This is a genomic window from Clostridium paraputrificum (assembly GCF_900447045.1).
Lineage (GTDB): Bacteria > Bacillota > Clostridia > Clostridiales > Clostridiaceae > Clostridium > Clostridium paraputrificum.
The window spans coordinates 42,137-60,921 of sequence record NZ_UAWH01000017.1; the positions used below are offsets into that span (position 1 = coordinate 42,137).

Consider the following 18,785-nt stretch of genomic DNA (forward strand, 5'->3'; position numbering starts at 1 on the left):
CATCTTTTTTATAAGCTATAGTAGTTATTTAAAATTAGACTTATAAAATTAATAATTTATAACAAAATATAAGTAGGAGTGATTTTTATGGATTTATTAAACAATATCAAAACCGCCGTAGAATTTATCCAAAAAAAGAGCAAGTATACCCCTGAAATAGGGCTAATACTAGGCTCTGGATTAGGTTCATTGGCTGATAGTATTGAAGACGCTGAATACTATGATTATAGTAGCTTACCAAACTTCCCAGTTTCAACTGTTGAAGGGCATGCAGGACGTCTAGTTATTGGTAAACTTAAAGGTAAAATAGTTGTTGCTATGCAAGGAAGATTCCACTTTTATGAAGGATATAGCATGACTGATGTCACTTTTCCAGTAAGAGTTATGAAGCTTCTTGGCGTTAAAACATTAGTTGTTACTAATGCCGCAGGTGCCGTAAATACATCATTTAGTCCAGGAGATCTTATGATAATAACTGATCATATAAATCTTTCTGGTTCAAATCCACTAATAGGTAGAAATCTTGATTCATTTGGAGTTAGGTTCCCTGATATGTCAGAAGCTTATAATAAAAATTTAGTATCTTTAGTAAAGGATGTTGCCTCATCTCAAGGTCTTGATATTAAAGAAGGAGTATATGCAATGATGAGTGGTCCTACATATGAAACTCCTGCAGAAATAAGAATGGTTAGAGTTATGGGGGCTGATGCTGTTGGTATGTCTACAGTTCCAGAAGTTATAATTGCTAAACATTCTGGTATGAATGTTATAGGAATATCTTGTTTAACAAATATGGCTGCAGGAATTTTAGATCAACCTTTAAATCATGAAGAAGTTATAGAAACTTCAAATATGGCAAAAAATAATTTTATAAATCTTATGACATCTTTAATCGAAAGATTATAAAAAATACAAACAAATGATAAAATTTTAGTATAACAAAGGAGAAATTAAATTGGACAGATTTATTGGAATTTTAGGCGTTATCGTTATTTTAGGAATAGCTTATTTATTTTCAGAAAATAAGAAAAAAATTAATTGGCGACTTGTAGCTACGGGATTAGGACTACAAATAATATTTGCTTTAATTATATTAAAAGTTCCATTTGGTAGAAAAGTATTTGAAGCTGCTAGTGGTTTTATAACAAGAATTCTTGATTTTACTGCTGAAGGTACTACCTTCTTATTTGGTAACCTTACGGATCAAGCTACTTTTGGTTCAATATTTGCTTTAAATGTATTGCCAACAATTATATTCTTCTCAGCTTTAATGGGAATTCTTTATTACTTAGGAATAATGCAATCTATAGTTAAGTTTATAGCTAAGGGAATATGTAAATTACTTGGTACATCAGGAGCAGAAACACTTAGTGCTGTTGGTAATATATTCTTAGGGCAAACAGAAGCACCTTTATTAGTTAGACCTTACATAAGCTCTATGACTAAATCAGAAATGACGGCTATCATGGTTGGTGGTATGGCAACTGTTGCCGGTGGTGTTATGGCTGGATATGTAGCAATGGGAATTAATGCAGGTCACCTTCTAGCTGCTAGTATAATGGCTGCACCAGCTGGACTTGTTTTAGCAAAAATGCTAGTTCCAGAAACTGAAGAACCTGAAACAAAGGATATAACTAATATTGAAGTTGAAAAGACTGCTTCAAATGTGGTTGAAGCTGCTGCAAATGGTGCTAGTGATGGTTTAATGTTAGCTCTTAATGTTGCTGCAATGCTATTAGCTTTTGTTGCACTTATTGCTTTATTTAATTACTTAATTGGTTTAGTTGGTGGATTATTTGGTTTCCCTGAATTAAGTTTAAACTGGATTTTAGGTAAACTTTTCTCCCCACTAGCATTTGTAATGGGAGTGCCAACTGGAGATTTATCAGCAGCTGGTAGCTTATTAGGCCAAAAAGTTATGATTAATGAATTCGTTGCTTACTCTGATCTTTCAGCTCTATCAGCAAGCGGAGTACTACAAGAGAAAACAATTTTAATTATGACTTATGCACTTTGTGGATTTGCCAACATTAGTTCAGTTGCAATTCAAATTGGTGGTATAGGAGCTATGGCACCAAACAAAAAAGGAACGATTGCTAAATTAGGTTTTAAAGCATTACTTGGTGGTGCATTAGCAACTTGTTTAACAGCTACAATAGCAGGAATATTATTCTAATAGAAAAGCGAGTATTATTTTACAATACTCGCTTTTCTATTTATTCTAACCTCATCAACTCTGCTTTCACCTATATAACCTATATATTTATATATTCATATATTTTTTTATTGTTATATTTATATATTTATATATTTGTAAGTTATTGAATTTTTATTTAGTTGCTTCAGCTTTTCTTTGTAAAATATAATTAATCGCAAAACATAAGGAAGATATTACAACAAGAGTTGTTACTCCAATATAAACATTTCTACTTCCATATCCAAATATATTTGAAAATAAACTTCCTATATTAGCCCAAAAACTTTCTGAAATAAAACTTGATGTTATTGTAAGGGTTGCTATAATTCCTCCAGCAATACACTTTCCAATATTGTTTAGTCTAAACAATACTGTAGTAATTAATAACCCTATAGAAAATATAACTAATAATACTCCAACTAAAAATAAGTAATTTCCTAAAAGAGATGTAATACTATTATCAACCTTAAATGATACACCTTCAAAAAAAGCTATATCTCTAACTTTCCCATAAATCATATCATAGTTCATTGGACACTCTACAAATAAATTATAGATTCTATTGATTATAATATCTATCACAGGAATCACCAATGAGACTACAACAGAGTAAAAAAGTGTTCCTAAATAAAAACTTTTTCTAGAAACATTATTAGCTTGTGAAAAGTAGAAAGGACTTTTAAATGAATTTAAAGCTGTTACAAAAATAAAAATCCATGTACTTAATTCTAAACCTGATGACACAAAATTTCCTTCATTATATTTAGCTACTATAGTTAATACAACTACTACTGCTATAAATATTGAATAATATATTATAGTTGGTTTAATAAATGTTTCTATTTGATATTTACATACCTTTTTTGCTTTATCCATCTACACTTCCCCCTTACTTGTTAAATTTACAAATAGCTTTTGAAGCTCAACTTTTGATATTTCTAAATCTAACTCCTTAACTTTCATACTATCTTCATTACTTCTCTTGCCCTCTATAGTAACTTTTTTAAATCCGCCAAGAACCTCTTCTGATACTATCTTTTTATCTTTTACATATTCATCAACCTTATCACTCTTTCCTGATACCGCATAACATTCAGAGATTAATGATTCTACCGAATTACACTTTAATACCTTTCCATCCTTAATAATAACTACATACTCTATAAGATCAGATATTTCTTCAATTATATGGGTTGAAAGGATTATAGTACTTTCATTTTTTTCATAAACCTTTAACAATTCTGAGTAAAATAATTCTCTGTGATTTGCATCCAAACCTAAAACTGGCTCATCAAATATAAGCACTTCTGCATTAGATGCTAAAGTTATAATAATCTTACATATTGAATTATATCCTGTAGATAAACTTCTTAGCTTTTTATCTATATTTAGTTCAAATAATTCACTTAGTTTTTTTGCATAGTCTATATCAAAGTTTTTGTAAAAATCTTTTGTCCACTTGAATATATCTTTAATCTTATATTCAGTAGGTAATAAATCTCTTTCTGTCATAAAATATATCTTAGAAAGTGCCACATCATTTTCTATAGCGCTTTCTCCGTCTACAATTATTTCCCCGGAATTTAAAAATACTCTATTTGTTATACAATTTAAAAGAGTTGTTTTACCAGCTCCATTTCTCCCTAAAAGCCCATAAATCTTTCCCGACTCAAATTCTAAAGATATATTATCTAAAACCTTATTTGATGCATATGTCTTTACTAACCCAGATATTTTAATATTACTCATTACTTAGCCCCCTTTTTATCATTTCTATTACCTCATCACTTGTTATTCCCAACCTTTTTCCTTCTTCTATTAACTTAGATACATAATTATCAAAAAACGTTGCTCTTCTTTTTTTCTTTAACTTTTCTTTTGCCCCACTACAAACAAACATACCTACACCTCTCTTTTTATAAATAATATTATCCCCAACTAACAGGTTATATCCCTTTCCTACAGTTGCTGGATTTATTTTATATGTCACAGATATTTCTGTTGTAGAAGGCACTTGTTCCTCTTCTTCATATATCCCATTTAGAATTCCATCTTCTATTGTGTTAGCTATTTGTATATAAATTGGTGACTCATCATTAAACTCAAACATATTTTCACCTCCCCACCTCATTGGTTAGTTACTTATGTAATTAACTATAGCACTCCTGAATTTTGTCGTCAAGAATTTTTTTCCATAAAATAAAAGAACTGTATTTACACAGTTCTTTTAAGCTTATTTTTCTATTACTAATAAATCTTTTGTTACAGAGTTTAAAACCTTGCATCCATCCTTAGTAACCATAACTAAGTCCTCTATTCTTACGCCTATTCTTCCTGGGATATATATTCCTGGCTCTATAGAAAAAATCATTCCCTCTTTTACTTCCTCATGGTTCACCGAGCTAACATCACCAAAATCATGATCTTCAATTCCTATACTATGCCCAGTTCTATGAGTAAAGTACTTTCCATACCCTTTTGATTCTATATAATCCCTCGCAGCTTTATCTATATCTGAGAATTTTACTCCCTCCTTAACCATAGATATTGCATTTAAATTAGCGTTTTTAACTACTTCATAAACTTCTCTGTCTTCTTCACTTGGTTCACATCCAAAGAATACTGTCCTCGTCATATCTGAGCAATAAGATTTATACACTCCCCCAATATCAATTACTATACTTTGACCTTTTTTCAATACAGTATTATCTGTTCCATGATGAGGATCTGCTCCATTTGGACTAAATGCAACTATAGGTGAAAAAGAAAATTCAAATACACCTTCTTCTTCATAAAGTTCTTTTACACGTTCTGCATAATACTTTTCAGTTTTTCCTTCTTCTAATTCACTTATTAACCTTTCAATTACTCTATCATTTTTTTCAGAAGATATGAACATTAACTCTTTTTCTTCTTCATCTTTAACCATTCTTAATCTATCTATAATTGGAGAAGCATTTACATATCCACTTGCAGCATTCATATCAATTAAAGAAATTAGGAAATGAGCTGGCCAGTTCTTATCTACCCCAATCTTTTCACTTTTATCTAAAAATGACGCTAATATTTCTACCGGCTTATCTGTATCCTCATACCAAACTAAATCTACACCTAACTCCTCTTCTACAGGGAATAACTTATTAACTATAAGCTTATGTTCTCCATTTGTCTTTAATAAAAGCGTAACCATTCTCTCCCCTGGATGAAACCATTTCCCTGTTAAATAAAATATTGCTGGAGGTGCTGAAACTAAAATTTGTTTTAACCCCTCATTTTTCATTTTTTCTAGTACTTTATTTACTCTATTTTCTTTCATTTGTTTCACTCCTAAAATATTAATTACTTTATTCTTATATTACATCACATTAATTATAATATCTATTTCTTTATGCTATAATTACTTATATATAAAGTGTATTGGAGGAATTTAAATGAAGATAGGAATTATATCAGATATACACGGAAACATTTATGCACTAATGAGAGTGTTAGAGGACTTAGATGATCAAAAAGTAGACACTATTATATGTCTTGGAGATTTAGTTGGATATGGCCCCCATCCAAATGAAGTAGTTTCTATGATTAGAAGAAAAAACATAATATGTATAAAAGGTAATTACGACGCTTCTGTAGTAGATGGAGCATACACTTATATTAGAGATACAGCAATTAACTCTTTCTCTCTTCCTTGGACTGTTGAAGAGTTAAGAGCAGAAAATAGATATTATCTAGATAATCTTCCTACAAATATTACTCTAGAGTTTAATGGTAAAAGAATAAAGTTTGTTCACGGAAGTAACAATTCTATTAATGAATATCTTTTAGAGGATTCAGATAACACAATTAATATTATGAATTCTTTAGAAGAAGATGTTTTAGTTTGTGCACATACACATATCCCATCAATAAAAGAATACAATAATAAATTATTTGTTAATGATGGTAGTGTAGGAAAGCCAAAAATAGGATCACCTGACTCAACATATTGTATTTTAGACATCGATAAGGATGGTAATATAAAAGGAAAAATAAGACACGTTTCTTATGAATATAAAAGAATAGTAAAAGATATGCAAATGTTAAACTTCCCTTCCGCTTTAGTAAGAAGTTTTGAAGAAGGCGTTGAATAGAAATTGGATTAAACATTTTTTACTATCTATCACTAAAAAGTAAGCTATTGCAAAATTGCAATAGCTTACTTTTTACCTCCAATTATTAACTGCTTCTAAGTAATACTCTATCAATTGAGGTCTTGAAAGTGTATTGCTTAACAGTTTGTCTTTATCAACTTTCTCATCTTCACTAAAAGAAAAAAGTTTATCAACGGTTTCATTGTTTAAAAATTTAGTTTCTACATCAACATGTATATTCTCTATATCTATAGGATTTCTTGATGCTAGCTGAAATCCCCACTCACCAAATGATGGTACTTGAACATGATATGGTAAAACATAAAACTCCTCTTCCTCTAATGTTTTATTAATACACCAAAAAGCTTTTTTAGCATAATATGGACTAGTTGACTGTACAGATATTATCCCACCTTCATTTAGATGACTTCCAACAAGTCTATAAAAAACATTAGTATAAAGCTTATTTAAATTTTCATCATTAGGGTCTGGCAGATCTATTAATATTACATCAAATAAATCATTACTGTCCTGAAGATATTTAAATGCATCATTATATACAACATTCAATTTACTACTAGTTAATGCACCCTTGTTTATATCTACTATGTTCTTATTATTTCTACATAATTCAACCATATCTTCATCTAAATCAACTAGTGTTATATTTTCAACATCTTCATATTTAAGTACTTCTCTAGCAGCAAGTCCATCCCCACCGCCAAGAATCAATATTTTACTCTTACTTTTTGACACTGACATAGGAACATGAACTAAACTTTCATGATACCTATATTCATCAGAACTTGAAAATTGAATATTTCCATTAATAAATAATCTTAAGTCGTCCTTATGCTTAGTAACTACTATATTTTGATATGGTGTTTGTTCTTTTATTATTATTTTATCCCTGTATAGCTTACTTTCTATATTATTCGCTATATTCTCAGAAAAGATTGTGCCTAAAAGCATTAATAATAAAGCTAATACAGCACTTATCTTGAATAAATTAATATTCTTTATATAATTTTTGTACTTAAGAATTATAATAATTGAAATTATTATATTTAATGTTCCTGTTAAAAATGCTGTAGCAAAGTACCCAAACTTAGGTAAAAGAATTAATGGAAAAGCTATAGATCCTATTAACCCTCCAATATAATCAAAACTAAATATGCTTGATAATGTTACCCTTAAATTCTTTGCATTATCCTCAATTATTCTAGTTAGTAAAGGTATTTCTAAGCCCACAAGAGTTCCTATTAATATAATTTGTATATACATAACAAGTTCATAAGATTCTATATATACATTTGATAAAAATAGTATCAATGAACTTATTCCTCCAAATATCCCAACGCCTAACTCCACAAGTACAAACCAGTCAAACAAGTGCTTTCTAATGAACTTAGATAAATATGAGCCGACTCCCATTGCACACATATATAATCCAATAGTTATTGAAAATTGCTTAATGCTATCTCCAACTAAATATGAACTTACTGAACTAATTAAAACTTCATATATTATAGAACAACCTGATATTATCAATGTTGTCATCATCAGTATCTTATAATTAAATTTCTTATCTTCTTCCATTTAAATCACCAACAAATATTAAGTGTGATTTTATCACACTTAATATATTACTCCACTAATTAATAATGCTAATCCTATAAACATTCCCATGACCATTATTCCTGCAGCAGGATTACCCTCACCTATCTCCTTATTTAAATCATACTTTTTATTGAATACCTTCATAAACAAATACCCAATAATACAAAATATCATTCCTATAAAGAAATATAACACTGTACTTCCTATCCCCTCTAGTAATGTTTGTGTCGTATTAGATATACTTGGAGACATTACCGCTGCCCTTAATATTATTCCAACTGCAATAGATGATCCAGCCATAATATATCCTACTGCTAAATTTCTTTTCTTTATCTCTACAGGAAAATCACATGGTATTACTAAATCTACCAAGAAAGTTCCTAATGTCATTAAGACTATACCTATACATGAATAAAAAATTGTTATTAAAATATCTTGCATTATATATCCCCCTTTTTACTTTCCTGAACTTGTTCCCCCACCTGATGTAGGTCTAGAACTTGTACTACTTTGCCTTACACTCTCTGAATAATTTTTATATTTATCATTAGTATTTGGATTAATTGTTCCATCATCATAGTTTTCATAACTTGTTGTCTTTTTATTATATCTTGTCCTATCTGTATTGTATCCTCTGGAATAATAATATCTTCTATAATAAGACGCAGAACTATGTCTTGCTCTATATGGAGCATTACTGCTTGTATAAGAATATAACCTTGAGCTTACTTGAACCAATGTTTCATTAGATTCACTAAAATATACTAAGCAATATTCATCTTTAGTTAGTATTGCCACAGTACCGTCATCTGGATTCTCCTGAACATCCTCCACATCGCCATCTATTCCATCTATTATATCTTTTGATGAACCGTCTACAGTCAAGCTTGTCTTATAAACATCAGCCCTCTCATCACTTTCAACTTCTGATGTTATAGAAGTGCTATATTCATAGTTAATACTTGTCTTTAAATATTCTGATATTTTTCTAGAACCACTTCCACTGGTTGATGTAAAAAAAACTACTAAAGACATAAGTATCAATAAAACTACAACTCCACCTATAAAAATTGACAACGTATTATTTCTTAATTTATGTGAAGAATCTGCACTATTAGCATACCTATCTTCTTCATATGTTGTTGTATATTCTCTAGTAATCTCACCTTTATCTAAATAATATCCTGTTGAATACTCCTTATCTCCCTCCCAATCTTCAATAGAAATAACTTTCTCTTCTGTTATATCTTCAAATTCCCTATAACTTACATTATCTCCAACCTGTGTATCACTTACTCCTTCGACATAAGTTACCTTAGCCGTACCATAGTCGGCCTCTTTATATCCTTTTTTCAGTATTTCATCCTCACTAAATCCCCTAGAGCTATTTTTTTGAGTATATAGTGCATATTCATCATAAGTTTCGTCAACACTTAGCCACTTTATTTCTTTTGTATTAGCACACATTACTTTATACTCTGTCCATTTATAATTATCAGCATAATTTATAAATGATATTTTCCCTAATACTGAATATAAGATTCCCTCTATCTTTATCTTAGAATTAATATCAAAGTTCATTTTTTACCCCCCAAAAAAACTCAATTTATTTGAATTATATAAATCAAAACTTTTTATATATATGTTTTTCACCTCTTCAGTAGCATCATATATTCCTGCATTAACATCATATTTTCTACTACTTACTTGTATCAATATATCTCCTAAATAACTAGTATAAATAATACAAATTTCTTTATCATTCATAAGTACTATAGTGCCAGTTTCTATGTCTTTGTTTTTGTAATTTACACTGGCCTTGTTTAATATGCTATTTTTTGTTTTTTCTAGTGTTTGTGATGACATATATACATTAGCTAAGTTATCACCATCACTTAAGGATACCTTGTAAGTAAAACTTTCATCAAACCTAACTACATTATCAAGGGTTTCTCCCCTTATTACTCCAATAAACTTAATCCCTAAAAATATTAAAATAAGTACTAGACAAATAGTAAAGATAGAATATGAAGTTTTTCTAAATCTTTCTTCATCAGAGTTTTCTACAACATTTAATTCATATATATTATCATACATTCCATCTTCATCTTTTACCCCATCAAAATCTGTTTTTACACTACTAGTTGGTACACTTATTCTATTTTCATTTATAAATTCCCCTATTGAATATTCCTCTTCATCATTCCATCCTTTATATTCTATAACCTTTCCTATAAATTCATTTTCAAACCTTCTATACTTTATTTCATCTCCATTACTCCTATTGGAAAGTCCGGTATTAACCACTATTTCTGCAGTTCCTGAACTATATAAAATAAAATTATTACTAAATAATTCATTAGAGTCAATTCCCCTAAAAAACTCTCTATTTTGAAATAATATGTATTCTTTATAAGCTTCATTTACTTCTAACCAACATACTTTATTACTATCTAAATCTTCCAATATATATTCTGCCCACTTTTCTTTAGTATTCATATTAGAAAATGTTGTTACCCCAATAACTCTATAATTATTATCATCAATTTTCAATTTAGAATTAGTCCTAAAGAACACCTCACTCACCCTCCTATATTTTACCACAAAGAGTAATAAGCATACAAAAAAGAGTAATGAATCTAATCTTTGTTCACTACTCTTTTTATACTCTAGTTATTACTTAAGTATGCCAACTACCTTTATACCTCTCATAGATTCTAAATTGTTGGAATGACATGAATAGAATTGCTCTGTCAAATCCTTTCCCGCTTGCACTCCAAAATGATTACCACTCCTCCAAAAAGAACTTTCAGTAACATCATATATAGTTCCATCCACAGCTACATATGCACTATTACCATTCTTTCCATCAAACCCTTCTAGCTCTTCTAAGGTAAATTCTTTACCTGATCTATATCCAGTTACTTCTTCATTATTTTCAGATTCATTAGAATCATTAATAATTAACTCAATATCATCTATAATATCTTTTATTTCTTCTATTATAGCTTCTCTGTCTTCTTCACTTCTGGACACTAATACCCCCTTTAAGTAATTTAGTCTATTAAACTTCTTTAATAACAATTTTTCTTGGTTCATATATTCCTCCAAAATCATAATCTATAATAATGTATGATAGATAAGTTGCATTTGTTAGAAAAGTATTGTAAAATTTACTTATTATATTTTATTAACTTTGACGAGAAGAGTAATCTTAGGAAGTAGTCTTAGCGAATAAGGGATGGTGTAAGCCTTATACGAAGCCTAATGATGAAGAACATCTCCGAGTTTCTAACCGAAAGTTTTATAACAAGTAGACTTAGACGTAGCCAACACGTTACAGTTGGAAGACATTATATAGTGTCTATTAAGGTGGCTATTTATAGCAAATTAGGTGGTACCGCGAATTTTACTTTCGTCCTGATAATAGGATGAAAGTTTTTTTATTTTTAGGATAAAATAACTATTAATATTAACAGGAGGTATGAAATGAACAAATCAACATTAGTAAAATCACTTTACAGAAACACAAGTGAATATTTATCAAAAGACATTACAATTTCAGGATGGATTAGAACTTTAAGAGCTTCAAATGCTTTTGGTTTTATAGAAGTTAACGATGGATCATTCTTCAAAAACATTCAAGTAGTTTTTGATAACAAACTAGAAAACTTTAAAGAAGTTTCTAAGTTACCTATTAGTTCATCAATAACAGTTATAGGTACTCTAGTTGAAACTCCTGAAGCTAAGCAACCATTTGAAATTCATGCAAAGGAAGTTATTGTTGAAGGTTTATCAGACTCTGATTACCCACTACAAAAGAAAAGACATACTTTTGAGTATTTAAGAACAATAGCTCACTTAAGACCAAGAAGTAACGCTTTTTCAGCAGTATTCAGAGTTCGTTCAGTTGCAGCTTATGCTATTCATAAGTTCTTCCAAGAACAAGGCTTTGTTTACACTAACACTCCAATATTAACAGGTAGTGACTGTGAAGGTGCAGGTGAAATGTTTAGAGTAACTACTCTTGACTTACACAACATCCCAAAAACTGAAGAAGGCGCTATAGACTTTAAGGAAGATTTCTTTGGTAAAGAGACTAACCTTACAGTTTCAGGACAATTAAATGCTGAAACTTTTGCACTTGCATTTAGAAATGTTTATACTTTTGGTCCTACATTTAGAGCTGAAAACTCAAACACAGCAAGACATGCTGCTGAATTCTGGATGGTAGAACCTGAAATAGCTTTTGCAGATTTACAAGATGATATGGAACTTGCAGAAGATATGTTAAAGTATGTAATCAAGTATGTTATGGATGAATGTCCAGAAGAAATGGCATTCTTCAATCAATTTGTTGATAAAGGATTACTAGAAAGACTTAACCATGTAGTTTCTTCAGACTTCGGTAAAGTTACTTATACAGAAGCTGTTGAAATATTAAAAAGCTGCGGTAAAGCTTTTGAATATGACGTAGAATGGGGTATAGACCTTCAAACTGAACATGAAAGATATTTAACTGAAGAATACTTTAAGAAGCCAGTATTCGTTACTGATTATCCAAAAGACATTAAAGCATTCTATATGAGATTAAATGATGATGGAAAAACTGTTGCAGCAACTGACTGTTTAGTTCCTGGAATAGGTGAAATCATTGGAGGAAGTCAAAGAGAAGAAAGACTTGATGTATTAAAGAGCAGAATGGCTGAATTAGGTCTTAAGGAAGAAGATTACTGGTGGTATTTAGAACTTAGAAAGTATGGAGAAACTAAACATGCTGGTTTTGGTCTTGGATTTGAAAGACTAATCATGTACATCACTGGTATGAGCAATATAAGAGACGTTATACCATTCCCAAGAACTACAGGACAATCTGATTTCTAATATAAATAAAGCTAGTAAACAGCTTGTTTACTAGCTTTTCTTTATTATCCTAAATCAACTTTCGAACTAAAGCTATTAAACATTGCTGTCCTTTTTAAATTATTATCTGCTGGCTCATATGTAGGATCTAGAGATAACGCTGCTCTATAATATTTTTGTGCTAATTGCCTATCTCCTGTTTTTTCTTCAATAACTCCAAGAAGATTTTGTATTTCTGCACTACTACTGTCATTCACTAACGCCTCTTTTAAGCAGAATTTAGCTTTATCATAATCCTTGTTAAAGATAGCATCTCTAGCTTCTTCTATATATCTTGAGATATCTTTATCTACTCTTAAAATATTCATATCTTTATCTAATACTTCTTTTACAACATCTCTAACTTTAGAAATAGTAAATGGCTTACTCAAAAAATCTACTGCTCCAATCTTCATAGAATCTACTGCCATTTCAACTGTTCCAAATGCAGTCATCATGATAACTCTAGTTGAATTTCCAAACTTTCTTATTCTTTTTAACACATCAAATCCATTTAATTCTGGCATTTGTACATCCATTAAAATAAGATCATATTTTTTATTATAAATTAATTGCAATGCCTCTTCACCGTTACTAGCTTCTTCTATATAGTACCCTTCCTTTGCAAGGCATTTATTAAGCCCTAATCTAATATTACTTTCATCATCAACTATTAATATCTTTTTCATAAATAACCCCTCCAAGCTTAAGAGTAAAATAAAAAGTACTTCCTACACCAATAATACTATCTACCCATATATCACCACTATTTGCCTTTATAATCTCCTTACAAATAGCTAAACCTAATCCTGAACTTCCAGAATTATTTTTATTATTGCTTTTTATTTGCACAAACTTATCAAATATCTTTTTCTGATCACATTCTTCAATACCCTCTCCATTATCTTTAACAGAGATAAGCATTGTATTATTAACTTCTTTAACAGATATCTCTATTAACCCTTCACCGTTACTATCAACGTATCTTAAGGCATTACCTAATAAATTAGCTAAAACCAAAGAAACTTTACTTTCATCAGCTTTTACATTCTTATTAACTCCATTTATATCTATATTTAATCCTACCTTTTTTTCTTCTAATTGCATCTTAAATGATTTCTTTACTTCAATTATTGTTTTTGATATATCAAATTCTTTTATATCCATTACTATCTTCCCAGATTCCATTTTTGATAAATCCAAAAGATCATTCACAAGATTATTAAGCCTATCGCTATCATTACTTATAATATCTAGCAATTCTTTTTTTCCTTCTTCTCCTTCGTAGGCTTCTTCTTTAAGTAGCTCTACAGCCATAATTATAGATGTTAATGGGGTTCTAAATTCGTGAGAAACGGTGGATATGAATTCAGATTTCATGTTATCTATCTCTTTAAACTTAGTTATATCTTGCATTATTGTTACAGTACCAATATTTTTTTCATTCCTAAACCATATCGGATTTGATATAACTTTAAAATACTTTTTTAAATCCCCTTCCCCAAGTTCTATATATTCAACTCCCTTATATTCTTTAATAGACTCCCTTGATTTTTTTATTATATTAAAAATATCTCTATTATTTATCCCCTCAAGGAAATGTCTACCAAATATATTTTTTTCTTTAACGTCAAGAAGTCTTTCTGCTGATTTATTTACCATATTAATCTTATTGCTACCATCAGTAACAATAAGGGGGGAATCTATACTTTCTATTATTGCTTCACCTTTTTGTTTCTCTCTTAATATCTCATTAATATTTAATTGTTCATACTCTCTTAATTTAGATACCATTATATTAAAATCATTTAGTATATAATTTACCTCTTTTTCTCTATTAAGTGGTATAGAATACTCATATTTCCCCCTTGATACCTCATTTATTCCTACTGCTAAATCCTCTAATGGATGAATAAGTTTATTTAGCAGATACCACATGATAGACATCCCTAATAGTAATACGACCATTGACATTCCCAATGTTGAATAACTAGCTTTATCAGCTAACCTTTGTGACTCTAACTTTTTAGTTAACATTGAATTTTGGTTTATTTCTAAAAGATTACTACATTCTTTTTTCAATATTTCAAAGCAAGGTAATACATCGGTATAATAATATCTACTTGTAATATTATTTCCTTCATTACTTTTTAGCTTTTCTAGTTTATTAACCTTATTTGTATATTCTACATAATGCTTCTCTATATTAGAAATAATTTCCCCCTCTCCATCCTCCGTAATATTATCCTTTGCTTTATAAAACCATTCTAAAAATTTCATATGGTTAGATTCATATTCACTTCCAAGACTTAAATTCTCTTCAAAGATAAAAGCCAGCTCAATACTGTCTTGCCTTTCTATAGCATCATTCATGCTCTGAGCAGCAACAACACTGTCATAATTAGAAAGCATTATTGACTCTATCGACTTTTGAAGCTTATTAAAATAATTTATAGATACAAGGCTATTTCCAACAGTAAAAAAAATAAACACAACTAAAATTAAATATATTTTTGATTTTATACTTTTCATAATCTAACTTATTCCTCATCCTAAAGTCTTACTAATCTGTAACCTACTCCAATATGAGTCTGAATATAGCTTCCTGTTTTTTTGCCTTTCTCAATTTTCTTTCTTAATGTAGCCATAAAAACTCTTAATGACGGTATATCACTATCTAATGAACTTTGCCATATCTCTTTTAATATGTATTTATGAGTAAGAACTTTCCCTACATTTTTAGCCAATAAACAAATAAGCTTAAATTCTATAGGCGTTAGATGAGTCTCTTCTCCATCTACAAAAACACATCCTGATACATAATCTACTTTTAATCCTCCATTAATAAATTCTGTACTTTCGCTATTTTTTGTATTATCATAATTCATTTTTCTTATAGCAACTCTAATTCTTGCTAAAAGTTCATCAACACTAAAAGGCTTAGTTAGGTAATCATCAGCACCTGAGTCTAAAGCTTCAATCTTATCTTTATCTTCGCTTCTAGCACTTACCACAATTATTGGACAGTTTGACCACATTCTAACTTTTTTTATAATCTCTCCTCCATCAATATCAGGTAATCCTAAATCTAAAATTATTATATCTGGCCTTTTAGATGTAGCTAATAAAATAGCTTGCTCTCCATTCTCTGCTGTATAGCAATCATAAGAATGTACTTCTAGTGTAGCACTAATAAAGTTTCTTATTGCCTTATCATCCTCTACTACTAAAATTGATGTCTTCATTATTCCTTACCTCCACTAAATCTAATGTGAACCCCATTATCGTTCCTTTCGGTTTATTATCTCTAACATATATTTTTCCTCCATGTGCATTTATTATAGATTTACACAGTGCTAACCCTAAACCTAAGCCCCTTCTATTGTCTCCTCTGTTTCCATTCACAGTAAAGAACATATCAAATATGCATTTCTTATCTTGTTCACTTATTCCACTTCCATTATCAGCTACCTCTATTACTACCTTTTTACCTCTTACAAATGAATTTATAGTTATTTCTGAACCTTCATCTGTATACTTTATAGCATTATCTACTATATTTATTACAACTTGAACTATTAATCTAACATCTACATTAACCATTAATAGTTCATTTTGTAAATTTACATTAATCTTATATTTAACTGACTTTCTATTAACATGTTGTAATGCCTCATTTATTATTTCCTCCACAAGTTGAGGTTCAGTTCGTAAATTAACATTTCCATTATCTATTCTTGATACTGACAATAAATTTTCTACTAAATTAATCAACCATAAAGAGTCATCATATATATCTAAAATTAATTTTCTCTTTGTATCTTCATCAAAGTTATTAGATAATATCGAATTTGCACTTCCTGATATACTTGTAAGAGGTGTTCTCAAATCATGAGATACCGCCCTTAAAAGATTTGCTCTAAATCTCTCATTTTCTGCTTGCATCAATGCTTTTTTTTGTAATTCATTTAATAAAAACTTTTCTATCGCAAATGATATCTGATTTAATAATGCAGCAAACAATGACTTTTCACCACTGTCTATTCTCTCCTCTGTATTAATAACAATTCCTACAACTGCCATTACTTTTTTCTCTCCAACTAAGGGCGTATACATTAGCTTTGCTCCTGGAAGAGTATCTGTATTTGCTCCTGCTCTTCTCTTATTTTTTATTACCCAACTAACAACAGCTTGTTCATCTACCCCTATAAACTTTTCTTCTAATTCTATTCCATCTTCATCTTTATAATTATAAACTTTACTTATCTTTTCATCCTCTACTGTATAAATAACTACTGGTTCTTTAAGTAACTTATATATTTTCTCTTGAGCACATAATATAATACTATCTATATCATTACACCTTTCTAAATCTCTACTTAAATCCAATAATACATTAGTCCTGTATGCTATTATTGCAGATAAATTAGCTTGAGATTTTACTTTGCTCGTTAATGTACTCGTAACAAATGCTGCTATAAGCATTATAAAGAATGTAACTATATAACCTGGATCATCGGCGTTAAAGGTAAATCTTGGTTCTGTAAATAAAAAGTTAAAACTCATTACTCCTATAAATGATGAAACAGCACCATAAAATCTTCCTCTTGTTTGATTAGAAATAACAAGAACACCAAGTATAAATATTGTAATAATATTGGCTTCTCCAAACCCTGCTTTAAAAAACAACTGTCCTAACATTGCACAGAACGTTAATACTACTACAGTCTTTAAAGTATCTATTGCTGATAATTCTATCTGCTTTATATATTTTCTTTTTGGATTATATAAACGTGATTCTTTATCTGGAATGACGTATATATCTATATCCGGAGCTAATTCTATAAGCCTATCTACAACTCCAATTTTACTTGCAAATATATTTCTTCTTCTTTCACTTCTCCCAATAATAATTTTTGATACTCCACTTACTTTCGAAAATTCTGCAACTTGATAAGGAACATCATCTCCATAAACAGTTTCTATAACTGCTCCTAAATCTTCTGCTAATTTCAAATTATTTCTAAGTCTTTCTATATTCTTTGAACCTAACTCTTTTGAATAAGTAGTTTCTACAAACAAAGCTATAAATTTCCCATGAAAAGCTTCTGCCATTCTTGCAGCTGTTCTAATAACTTTTGCATTAGATGGAGAGGAGCTTAAACATACTAATATATGTTCATTTGTATGATAAACACTTTCTCCACAAACCTTATTTATACTTACTTCTTTATTAACTCTATCTGCTGTTTGCCTTAATGCTATCTCACGAAGGGCAGCTAAATTCTCTCTAGTAAAAAAGTTATTTAAGGCTCTTTTTGCTTGCATATTACTATATATTTTTCCTTCATTTAATCTATTTATTAAATCTGAAGGCTCTATATCTATAAGTTCTACCTGAAATGCCTCATTAAATATTCTATCTGGAACTCTTTCTTTAACTGTTATATGAGTAATTGATGCAACTATATCATTTAGGCTTTCTATATGTTGAACATTAACTGTAGTATAAACATCAATTCCTGCATCCAATAATTCTTCAATATCACTATATCTTTTTTTATGCCTTAATCCTTCTGCATTTGTATGCGCTAACTCATCAACAATAACAAGCTTAGGATTTCTTTTTAATGCTCCATCTAAATCAAACTCATTCAACTTTATATTTCTATAATCAACTTTTAGGGTTGGAAGTAATTCCAACCCTTCTAATAAAGCCAATGTTTCAGGTCTAGTATGAGGTTCAACATACCCAACAACTACATCTATACCTGATTTTTTAGCTGCATGAGCAGCATCTAGCATCGCATATGTCTTTCCAACACCTGCTGCATAACCAAAAAATATTTTTAACTTTCCTCTTTTATCTTGTCGCTCCGAGTTATTAACCTTCCTTAATAAGGTTTCAGGATTTGGCCGAACTTCTCCCATATAAT

At 29.8% G+C, this 18,785-nt stretch carries 17 protein-coding genes and 1 other annotated feature; of the genes, 4 read left to right on the plus strand and 13 right to left on the minus strand.

The genetic code is table 11. The features are described 5' to 3' along the window. The first annotated feature begins 87 nt into the window (after positions 1–87). Complete coding sequence (locus DR024_RS14945) at positions 88–906, plus strand: purine-nucleoside phosphorylase (protein WP_055254901.1); 819 nt, start codon at positions 88–90, stop codon at positions 904–906. Between the two features lie 49 nt (positions 907–955). Further along, complete coding sequence (locus DR024_RS14950; RefSeq protein ID WP_099314259.1) at positions 956–2,176, plus strand: NupC/NupG family nucleoside CNT transporter; 1,221 nt, start codon at positions 956–958, stop codon at positions 2,174–2,176. A 153-nt stretch (positions 2,177–2,329) separates the two neighbouring features. On the opposite strand, the gene DR024_RS14955 is transcribed toward DR024_RS14950, so the two are convergent. The 4 genes from DR024_RS14955 to DR024_RS14970 form a co-directional block, all read right to left on the minus strand. After that, positions 2,330–3,073 (minus strand): hypothetical protein, encoded by a 744-nt coding sequence (locus tag DR024_RS14955; RefSeq protein ID WP_027098523.1) that lies wholly within the window; start codon positions 3,071–3,073, stop codon positions 2,330–2,332. Beyond that, entirely contained in the window at positions 3,074–3,946 is an 873-nt protein-coding gene (locus DR024_RS14960) for an ATP-binding cassette domain-containing protein (RefSeq protein ID WP_027098524.1), read from the minus strand. It abuts the gene before it with no gap. Further along, positions 3,939–4,307: a GntR family transcriptional regulator gene (locus tag DR024_RS14965; RefSeq protein ID WP_027098525.1), complete on the minus strand. Its 369-nt coding sequence runs from the start codon at positions 4,305–4,307 to the stop codon at positions 3,939–3,941. Before DR024_RS14965 ends, DR024_RS14960 begins: the two co-directional genes overlap by 8 nt. Before the next feature lie 123 nt (positions 4,308–4,430). Continuing rightward, a complete protein-coding gene (locus tag DR024_RS14970) occupies positions 4,431–5,513 on the minus strand; it encodes a M24 family metallopeptidase (RefSeq protein WP_099314258.1) in 1,083 nt (360 codons plus the stop codon). 115 nt (positions 5,514–5,628) lie between these two features. On the opposite strand from DR024_RS14970, the gene DR024_RS14975 reads away from it, so the two are divergent. Beyond that, a complete protein-coding gene (locus DR024_RS14975; RefSeq protein WP_027098527.1) occupies positions 5,629–6,327 on the plus strand; it encodes a metallophosphoesterase family protein in 699 nt (232 codons plus the stop codon). A 72-nt stretch (positions 6,328–6,399) separates the two neighbouring features. On the opposite strand, the gene DR024_RS14980 is transcribed toward DR024_RS14975, so the two are convergent. The 5 genes from DR024_RS14980 to DR024_RS15000 form a co-directional block, all read right to left on the minus strand. Further along, the gene (locus DR024_RS14980; protein WP_111919100.1) at positions 6,400–7,926 is read right to left on the minus strand and encodes a polyamine aminopropyltransferase; all 1,527 of its coding nucleotides are present in this window, start codon (positions 7,924–7,926) and stop codon (positions 6,400–6,402) included. Positions 7,927–7,965: 39 nt separating this feature from the next. Beyond that, positions 7,966–8,388, minus strand: coding sequence for a DUF350 domain-containing protein (locus tag DR024_RS14985; protein WP_027098529.1), 423 nt, complete (start codon positions 8,386–8,388; stop codon positions 7,966–7,968). A 15-nt stretch (positions 8,389–8,403) separates the two neighbouring features. After that, positions 8,404–9,528: a DUF4178 domain-containing protein gene (locus tag DR024_RS14990; RefSeq protein WP_034866442.1), complete on the minus strand. Its 1,125-nt coding sequence runs from the start codon at positions 9,526–9,528 to the stop codon at positions 8,404–8,406. A gap of 3 nt (positions 9,529–9,531) precedes the next feature. Beyond that, entirely contained in the window at positions 9,532–10,524 is a 993-nt protein-coding gene (locus DR024_RS14995) for a DUF4178 domain-containing protein (RefSeq protein ID WP_111919102.1), read from the minus strand. Positions 10,525–10,623: 99 nt separating this feature from the next. Continuing rightward, positions 10,624–11,046, minus strand: coding sequence for a cytochrome b5 domain-containing protein (locus DR024_RS15000; protein WP_051195977.1), 423 nt, complete (start codon positions 11,044–11,046; stop codon positions 10,624–10,626). An 88-nt stretch (positions 11,047–11,134) separates the two neighbouring features. Beyond that, positions 11,135–11,373, plus strand: a binding site (T-box leader). A 63-nt stretch (positions 11,374–11,436) separates the two neighbouring features. Here DR024_RS15000 and asnS point away from each other — a divergent pair. Continuing rightward, on the plus strand, positions 11,437–12,831 hold the full coding sequence (asnS, locus tag DR024_RS15005) for an asparagine--tRNA ligase (RefSeq protein ID WP_027098532.1): 1,395 nt from the start codon (positions 11,437–11,439) through the stop codon (positions 12,829–12,831). A 44-nt stretch (positions 12,832–12,875) separates the two neighbouring features. On the opposite strand, the gene DR024_RS15010 is transcribed toward asnS, so the two are convergent. The 4 genes from DR024_RS15010 to DR024_RS15025 are packed head-to-tail and all read right to left on the minus strand — an operon-like array spanning position 12,876 to position 18,780. After that, entirely contained in the window at positions 12,876–13,538 is a 663-nt protein-coding gene (locus DR024_RS15010; protein WP_027098533.1) for a response regulator, read from the minus strand. Next, positions 13,516–15,381: a HAMP domain-containing sensor histidine kinase gene (locus DR024_RS15015; protein WP_055254746.1), complete on the minus strand. Its 1,866-nt coding sequence runs from the start codon at positions 15,379–15,381 to the stop codon at positions 13,516–13,518. The genes DR024_RS15010 and DR024_RS15015 overlap by 23 nt, the downstream gene beginning before the upstream one ends. A gap of 20 nt (positions 15,382–15,401) precedes the next feature. Further along, positions 15,402–16,094, minus strand: a complete 693-nt coding sequence (locus DR024_RS15020; RefSeq protein ID WP_081663676.1) for a response regulator — start codon at positions 16,092–16,094, stop codon at positions 15,402–15,404. After that, entirely contained in the window at positions 16,063–18,780 is a 2,718-nt protein-coding gene (locus DR024_RS15025) for a sensor histidine kinase (protein ID WP_055184248.1), read from the minus strand. The genes DR024_RS15020 and DR024_RS15025 overlap by 32 nt, the downstream gene beginning before the upstream one ends. Positions 18,781–18,785: the final 5 nt, after the last annotated feature.